The organism is Mycobacterium sp. (assembly GCF_049683355.1).
Lineage (GTDB): Bacteria > Actinomycetota > Actinomycetes > Mycobacteriales > Mycobacteriaceae > Mycobacterium.
This window is the reverse complement of record NZ_JBAUJB010000278.1, coordinates 1-7,892: the sequence shown is the minus strand read 5'-3', so window position 1 is coordinate 7,892 and position 7,892 is coordinate 1. Positions and strand designations below refer to the sequence as shown.

At 67.5% G+C, this 7,892-nt stretch carries 7 protein-coding genes and 1 pseudogene; 4 read left to right on the top strand and 4 right to left on the bottom strand.

What is annotated here, in order from left to right:
• On the bottom strand, window positions 1-671 hold a 671-nt coding region (locus tag WA944_RS16505; protein ID WP_526647142.1), incomplete at its 3' end, for a DUF2252 family protein.
• 91 nt (window positions 672-762) lie between these two features.
• Between WA944_RS16505 and WA944_RS16500 the strand changes: the two genes are divergently transcribed.
• Window positions 763-1,677, top strand: coding sequence for an NYN domain-containing protein (locus tag WA944_RS16500; protein WP_526372390.1), 915 nt, complete (start codon window positions 763-765; stop codon window positions 1,675-1,677).
• Between the two features lie 4 nt (window positions 1,678-1,681).
• Here WA944_RS16500 and WA944_RS16495 read toward each other — a convergent pair whose 3' ends face one another.
• Window positions 1,682-2,410 (bottom strand): proteasome-type protease, encoded by a 729-nt coding sequence (locus WA944_RS16495; protein WP_526372389.1) that lies wholly within the window; start codon window positions 2,408-2,410, stop codon window positions 1,682-1,684.
• Between the two features lie 82 nt (window positions 2,411-2,492).
• Here WA944_RS16495 and WA944_RS16490 point away from each other — a divergent pair, with 82 nt between their 5' ends.
• On the top strand, window positions 2,493-3,035 hold the full coding sequence (locus tag WA944_RS16490) for a nuclear transport factor 2 family protein (RefSeq protein WP_526372388.1): 543 nt from the start codon (window positions 2,493-2,495) through the stop codon (window positions 3,033-3,035).
• A 7-nt stretch (window positions 3,036-3,042) separates the two neighbouring features.
• Here the strand turns inward: WA944_RS16490 and treS are convergent, their stop codons facing one another.
• Window positions 3,043-5,283: a maltose alpha-D-glucosyltransferase gene (treS, locus tag WA944_RS16485; protein WP_526372387.1), complete on the bottom strand. Its 2,241-nt coding sequence runs from the start codon at window positions 5,281-5,283 to the stop codon at window positions 3,043-3,045.
• A 219-nt stretch (window positions 5,284-5,502) separates the two neighbouring features.
• Here treS and WA944_RS16480 point away from each other — a divergent pair.
• Window positions 5,503-6,658 (top strand): annotated as a pseudogene (locus WA944_RS16480) (LLM class flavin-dependent oxidoreductase).
• A gap of 50 nt (window positions 6,659-6,708) precedes the next feature.
• The gene (locus WA944_RS16475; protein ID WP_526611049.1) at window positions 6,709-7,383 is read left to right on the top strand and encodes an alpha/beta hydrolase family protein; all 675 of its coding nucleotides are present in this window, start codon (window positions 6,709-6,711) and stop codon (window positions 7,381-7,383) included.
• A 7-nt stretch (window positions 7,384-7,390) separates the two neighbouring features.
• On the opposite strand, the gene WA944_RS16470 is transcribed toward WA944_RS16475, so the two are convergent.
• A partial coding sequence (locus WA944_RS16470; RefSeq protein ID WP_526611047.1) for a sensor domain-containing protein occupies window positions 7,391-7,892 on the bottom strand: 502 nt, incomplete at its 5' end.

Genomic DNA, 7,892 nt, shown 5'->3' with positions numbered 1-7,892 from the left:
GGACCGGCTGCCTCGCCCTCCAGCTGGTCGACGTCCAGCCGGGCGAAGGACCGCGAGAACAGCGGCTCCTTCGACAGTCGCCGCAGCTCCCGCCGGTAGGCCGAGACGCAGGAGCGCACCGCGGAGCCGCAGTCGTCCTCGGAGGCACCGTTGTGGCGACCCGCCACCCAGATGCTGGCCACCAGGCGTCGCAGGTCCCACTCCCAGCCGCCCGGGTGCGCCTCGTCGAAGTCGTTGAGGTCGATCACCAGGTCGCGTTCCGGCGATGCGTAGAAACCGAAGTTGCCCAGGTGCGAATCGCCGCAGACCACCGGCCTGATCCCGGTCGCCGGTAGCCGGGCCACGTCGTCGGCCATCACCACAGCCGTGCCGCGCAGAAATCCGTACGGGGAGGCAACCATGCGCCCCACCCGGACCGGGATCAGCCGTTCCAGCCGGCCTCGATGATTGGCGTTGATCAGCTCGATCGGGTCGGGCCGGCCCGCGGGCGGAGTCCAGTCGGCCATCGATCGCCGGGGCACCCGCTTGCGCAGGCTCTTGCCGAGCGCATACCGCTCGGCGCGGGTCACAGGCCGTTGCCGCAGCGAGTGGTAGGCGCCGCTGTCGGCTTCGGCCAGCACGGTGTGTCGGGTCGGTTCACGACCCGTCGCGGTGCTGCTCACCGTTCTCATGGTGCGCGATCAGCGGTGTTGCGGGGGTGACTTGAGTGAATCCTCACGGGAGTGTGACTACCCGGGTGGTTCATCGAGCACACTGGGGGTCATGACGGAATCCGGCGCCGCCGCCCGTGTCGCGGTGTACCTCGACTTCGACAACATCGTGATCTCGCGGTACGACCAGGTCAACGGCCGCAACTCGTTCCAGCGTGACAAGGCGAAGGGTCTGGAGGACGACCCCGGACGGCTGGCGCGTGCCACCGTCGACGTCGGGGCGATCATCGATTTCGCGTCGTCGTTCGGCACCCTGGTGCTGACCCGGGCCTATGCCGACTGGTCGGCCGACATCAACGCCGGCTACCGCGGCCAGTTGGTGGGACGCGCGGTCGAACTGGTGCAACTGTTCCCCGCGGCGGCCTACGGGAAGAACGGGGCCGACATCAGGCTGGCCGTCGACGCGGTCGAGGACATGTTCCGGCTGCCCGATCTGACACATGTGGTGATCGTCGCCGGCGACTCCGACTACATCGCGCTGGCCCAGCGGTGCAAGCGCCTCGGCCGCTACGTGGTGGGGATCGGTGTGGCCGGATCGTCGAGCCGGATGCTCGCAGCGGCGTGCGACGAGTTCGTCACCTACGACACGCTGCCGGGGATCCCGGTGTTCGAACCCAGTCCCGGCCCCAGCGACACCGCCGACGAGAAACCGGCGCCGAAGAAACGGTCCGGGCGGGCCAAGGCAGCCGCCAAGTCCGAGCCCCCCGAGGAGCCGGATCCTCCGGATCCGCAGGCCGCGGCCACCGGGCTGCTGACCCGCGCACTGCGGATCGGCCTGGAGAAGGACGACGCGGACTGGCTGCACAACTCCGCGGTGAAAGCGCAGATGAAGCGCATGGACCCGTCGTTCAGCGAAAAGTCTTTGGGATTCAAGTCGTTCAGCGATTTCCTGCGGTCGCGCGCTGACGTCGTGGAGCTGGACGAGAGCTCGACGACGCGACTGGTGCGGCTACGCGACAAGTCCTGACGGCCTACCAGCGCAGCTCGGGCAGCTGGCCGAACACCTGGCGGATGCCCTCACCCCACGCTTGCCCGAGAGTGCTGAAATACGGGTCACCGTCGTGGAACCGCCGCCGCCGCCGCACCTCGAGGCTGTCGCGCTGATAGCAGATCAGGTCGATGGGCATGCCCACGGACAGATTGCTGCGCATCGTCGAATCGAAGGACAGCAGCACACACTTCGTCGCGTCGGACAGAGACGTGTCGGTGGCGATGACCCGGTCGAGAATCGGCTTGCCGTACTTGGTTTCGCCGGTCTGCAGGAAAAGTGTGTCGGTTCCCGCCTCGATGAAGTTGCCTTCGGCGTAGATCCGGAACAATCGCATCGGTTCGCCCCGCAGTTGCCCACCGACGAGGAAGGACGCATTGAAGCCGACCTTGCCGCCTTTGAGGTGGTCCGCGTCGCGTTGCTCGGTCTCCCGCATCGCATCCGAGATCAACCTGACGACGTCGAACATCGTCTTCGCGCCCAGGACATCGGTGGCCGCCGGACCGTCGGCGCAACGCTGGCTCAACAGGCTGACGACGGCCTGGGTTCCGGCGAGGTTCCCTGAGCTCAGCAGGACGACGACGCGGTCCCCGGGCCGTTCGAAGACGGTCATCTTGCCGAACTTGGCGAAGTTGTCGACGCCGGCGTTGGTGCGGGAGTCCGAGGCGAAGATGAGTCCCTCGTCGAGCATCACCGCGATGCAGTACGTCACGCGTGGTTCCCGACGGTGGGCAGACGCGCAGGCGAGAGATGCAAGCTCTCAGCCTACGCCGAGCGCGGTTAGGCTGGCCACGATGTCACCATCGGAAGCGCTGCTGCAGGAAATGGCCGACGAGTTCCAGTTGCGCAAGCTCGTACACAGCTACTGCCGCGCCGTCCACCGCGGCGACCTCGCGAAACTGCGCAGCCTCTACCACCACGACGCCACTGACGACCACGGCGCCTTCTCGGCAGGATCGGTCGAGGCGTTCCTCGCCGAGCTCGCCGCCGCGCGGCCGTACATCCGGTCGATGCAACATCACGTCACGACGGCGAACTTCGCCATCAGCGGGACGACCGCCGAAGGTGAGGTCTACTCCGTCGCCATCCACACCCTCAGCGGCGGCGACCACGACGTCGACGTCATCGTCGGCGGGCGTTACCTCGACAAGTACGAGAACCGCGACGGCACATGGAAATTCGTCGAACGCACGATCGTCACCGACTGGAGCCAGGTGAACGACCCCTCCATCGGCGACCAGAGCCACCCGATCACCAGCGCCACCCCGAAGGGCACCCCTGACGCGAACGACCCGTCCTACCAGTACTTCTCGCTGCTGAACAACGCCGGCGAGTGAGCCACTGCTAGGCGAGCTGCACGGGGTCGGCCTCGACCTGGCTCTCCACCAACAGCGACATCCCGTGCAGCGGGGTCAACTCGACAGCGAAGCTGTGCAGATCATCAACGGCCGCGAACTCGTGTCCGGTGAACATGTCAGACACCCGCGCCCCCGGAGGTAGGTGCTCCGAGCGCACGGTCCCGGCGATCGGCTCGTTGGCGAAGTTCAACACCGTCAGCTGCAGGCGGCCTTCCCCGTCGAGCTCGTGGACCAGAACCAGCATCCCGCGGTGGGACACTTCCGGGATGTCGAGCTGGCGGCTGGTCGCGACGCCGTAGTGTGATCGCACCTTGAGGATCGCCTGCAACTGCCGCACGAAGCTGGTGTCGTCGGCGAGCTGTTCGGGCAGCGTCCCGTAGAGGCTGCGGCCCCGCGGCATGCCGGCAGTCGACTGGTGCGCGTGCGGGTTGATACCCATCAGGTCGTGGGCGGCCCGGTTGATCCAGCGGGTGTCGCCGCCGGAAACCAGTTCGGACACTTTGCTGATCGGCAGTGTCAACATTCCGCACAGATCCCACCCGGACAACGCGAACACTCCCGGCTGCAACGCGTTGAACATCGCCAGCAGCAGGTGCGCGCGCCGGATGAGGTCGATGTCCTCGATCGAGTCGAGCTCGCGGATGTCGAGCGCCGCGGCGACGACCGTCGCCGTCGTGCACGCGATACCGTTCGTGGTGAACAGGCTGTTGTACGGCGCGTCCGGGCCCGTCAGCCGCTCGATGAGATCGCTGCGCACCGCATGGGCGATCTGTTCGCCGGTGAGTTCGGCAGCCTTGTAGGTGTAGATGTCGTCGCGGTGACCGTTCTCCCAGTGCAGCAGTTCGTAGGTCAGTTCGTCGTGATTCTGCAGAGCGTGCACCAGCGACGCCGGGTCGACGCCCAGCTCGAGGGTGGTGCGCAGTGTCAGCCGGAGGAACTCGGTGTCCCCGGTGGCCAGCGCATGGTGGTAGGCGGGCCTGTTCACGAAGTCATAGGACAGATCCGCCCCCGCCTCACCGATCTGGCGGATGTCGTCGATGGTGAGATTCAGTTCCTGGAAGGTGAACCCGCCGACCTTGCGCACCATGCTCGCGATCAGGTGGTTGGCCGCCTCGGACAGCGGATGGCCTTCCGACCATGCGGTGCTGCCCTCGGAGGCCGCCTTCTCGACCCCCAGGAAACCGTTGGCGTCCAGACGTAGCGCGCCGGTGCCGAGGTCGGCCAGCGAGTGCAGGGCGTCGCCGATGACCATCCGCATGCCGGCGAACGACGGGTCCAGCCAGTTGATCGAGGGCTGACCGTCTTTGAAGTAATGCAGGTAGACCCAGCGACGCTCGACCCCGTCGATACCCGTGACCGGCCGGGTGACGCTCCAGTTCGTCTCCTTGACCCCCTCGGCGTAGAAGATGACACGTTGTAGACGGCCAATGATGTAGCCCGCCTTGGCAAGCCATTCCTCGGTGGCGGCGTCGATGTTGACCGAGTCCGCACCGGCGGGCACCTTGGGCAGCTCGTGCCAGTCCCTCGGATCGATCTCCACCATGTGGTAGATGCCCGGGTAATCGGCGTACTTCATCTCGGCGAGCCGGAAGTCGGCTCCCTTGCCGGTGTGGCCGGGCACGATGTCGTCGATGATGGTGCCGCCGTACCACGTTGCGGTGGCGCACATCTGGCGGAACTCGTCCTCGGTCCCGAAGGCGGGGTCGATCTGGGTGCTGATCCGGTCGAAGTGGCCGTCCACACTCGGGGTGTACTGCCATCCCGAGATACCGCCGGCCCGTTTCACCGGACCCGTGTGTATCGCCTCGATCCCGATCTGGGCGAACGCCTGCCACATCTCGTCACTGGCCATCGCCTTGAGAAACGACTCGTCGGACCGGGTGATCAACGACAGCGGGTAGGCGGTGAACCAGACCGAGGCGGTGTCCACCGCGGCGCGCGGATTCGGCGTGGCATACGGGTTCTGCCACATCGAACCCTGACCGGAGAACTGCTGGCTTATCTCGTTGGCGTCGGCGAGCATCGACTGGGCGCGCAACCACTCGACGTAAGCGGGGTTGTTGCCGTTCGCCGACCCGTCCTGGGCGATCGACCGGCGCGCGAAGGGCGCCTTGACGCGGGGCCGGAACCGCAACGTGCGGGGGCGGGCCGGGTGGAGGTGCTCGGCGTACGTCGGCTCCACGGGTTCCGGAGCGTGCTCGTCACCGAACTCCTCCAACTCCGACATGGGCCTCTCCTCCTCAGTTCGAACACGCGCGGGAGCGGCCGCGGCGCGATCATGGCCGTATTGCCATCTGGCCGCATACGGAAACGCCGCCGACTTCCAAGATCGATCATCTCCACGGTAGAGGACTCCGCAGCACCGCATACCTTCCATCCGGCGACGAGCCGATGATCCGGGAGGAAACGCTGACATCAGGACCCGTCACCTGGACACAATGGGCGGATGCGCTTCGGAAACTTCATGGCCCCCTTCCACCCTGTCGGACAGAACCCCACCCTTGCCATCGAGCGAGACCTCGACCTGATCGTGTTGATGGACCGCCTCGGTTTCTCCGAGGCGTGGATCGGCGAGCACCACTCCGCGGGATTCGAGATCATCGCCTCGCCCGAGGTCGTCATCGCCGTCGCCGCCGAGCGCACCAAACACATCAAGCTCGGCACGGGCGTGAGCTCACTGCCGTACCACCAACCGCTGATGCTCGCCGACCGGATGGTGCTGCTCGACCACCTCATCCGCGGCCGGGCGATGCTGGGCTGCGGACCGGGCCAGCTCACCTCGGATGCCCATATGCTCGGGATCCCGGCCGACCAGCAGCGGCCGCGCATGGAGCAGTCCCTCGACGCGATCATGCGCCTGCTGCGCGGCGAAACCGTCACCATGCACACCGACGGGTTCACCCTCCAGGACGCGCGGCTACAGCTGCGGCCCTACAGCGATCCCTGCTTCGACGTCGCGGTCGCGGCGTCCTTCTCCCCCACCGGTCCGCGCGGCGCCGGAAAGCACGGGATCGGCATGCTGTCGATCGCCGCCACCGCCAAACAGGGAATGGACCTGCTCGCCCAGCACTGGTCGACATGGGAGTAGGTCGCGCTCGAGCACGGGCACGTCGCCGACCGCTCGAAGTGGCGACTTGTCGGGCCGATGCATCTGGCCGAGACCCGCGAGCAGGCCGAGCGCGAAGTCGAGTACGGAATCGCGGAATTCTCCCGCTATTCACCCACATCCTGCCCGCAGGCCCGGTGCAGGGAGACACGCCGCCGAGATCATCGCGAACAACCGGGAATCAGGCTTCGCGGTCATCGGCACGCCGGAAGACGCGGTCGCCAAGATCGACGAGCTCGTCGAGGCCAGCAAAGGCGGGTTCGGCGCCTTCCTGCTCTTCGATCACGACTGGGCCCCTCCCGCCGCGAAACTGCACAGCTACGAACTGTTCGCGCAGCACGTGATCCCGCACTTCACCGGCCAACTCACAGCGCCGGCCGCGTCGTGTGACTGGGTGACCGGTAGCGGCACCGAGTTCGTCGACCGCGCCGCGCACGCGATCGGCAAGGCGATCGAGGACCACGCCGCGGAGCAGGCGGCCAAAAGCACCCCGTAGCCGCCCGGACGCGGAAGTGTCGGGCGCCGTATTCGGGGAACACCTGGCGGATGGAGACTGCGCAGTACGCCCCGGGACGACTGGTCGACCTGTACGGAAACACCTCGGACCCCACGGTGCTGCTGTGGCACGGCATGCAGACCGATGCCCGCGCCGCGGTCGGACCACTCGCCGGGATGCTCGCCGGCCACGGCCTCGGCGTCGTGGCGCCCGACTGGAACTCCCACGCCGACGACGGCGGACGCGCGGACCTGTTGAACTCCGTCGCGTTCGCCCGCGGACTGCCCGGCGCTGCTGAGGGGCTGCTTCTGGTGGGCTGGTCGATGGGCGCTGCCGCCGCAGCGGGACTGACCTTGCACGCCTCCGACTTCGACGTCACGCTGGCACACACCGTCTGCCTCGGTGGCGCGTTCACGGCGCGGGACCCGATCTCGGGGGCGACCCTGGCCGACGGCCTGCGCTCGGCCAACGTCGGCGGCCCGTTCACGTTGCTGCACGGGGTCCACGACGACGTCGTCCCGGTCAGCTCGAGCCGGGAGTTCGCCGCCGACCTGCGGCAGGCCGGCTGGCCGGTGGAACTCACCGAGATCGACACCGATCACGGCGCTATCGCCGGGGCGCGCTACGAGGCGGCCGCCGACCGCTACGTCCCCGCCGACGACGCGCCGACGCTGGCGGTGGCCGCCGATGTCGCCGCGCGCATCGCCGCGGTCGTCGGGCGCTGAGTCACGCTCACCATCGTGACGTGACGTCGTCGGCGACCTGGCGGGCGATCTTGGGGGCCGAGTCCGCGGGGTCGGCGCTGCACGTGTTGATGTCGACGATGATGTTGTTCCTCAGCGCCAGGGCACGGCCGCACGCCCATCCCGGGGCCGCCGCATCCTGCTGGGTCGCAACGGTACTCAGGATTCCGTCGACGTGGGTGATCTGCCCCGGCGACCACTGGGTTCCGCTCTGGGTGTGGGTGTACTCGCGGCAGGCCGGCCATTGCGCACCCGAGGCGTCGAAGAACGCCGCCGCCATGTCCACGGTCGGGAACAGCACCACGGCCTGCTTGAGGTAGTGCGTGAAATCATTGCCGTCCGTGAAGTTATCGCCGTTGTTGAGGCTTTCATCGCGCTCGGCCCGGAAACCGCTGCCGGCGTACACCACAGCCTCGGCCGCACCGTCGACGGCCAGGCATTCGGGCGGGGACATCGTGGCGCTGTGGTCGCTCATCGCGGACTGGCTCTGA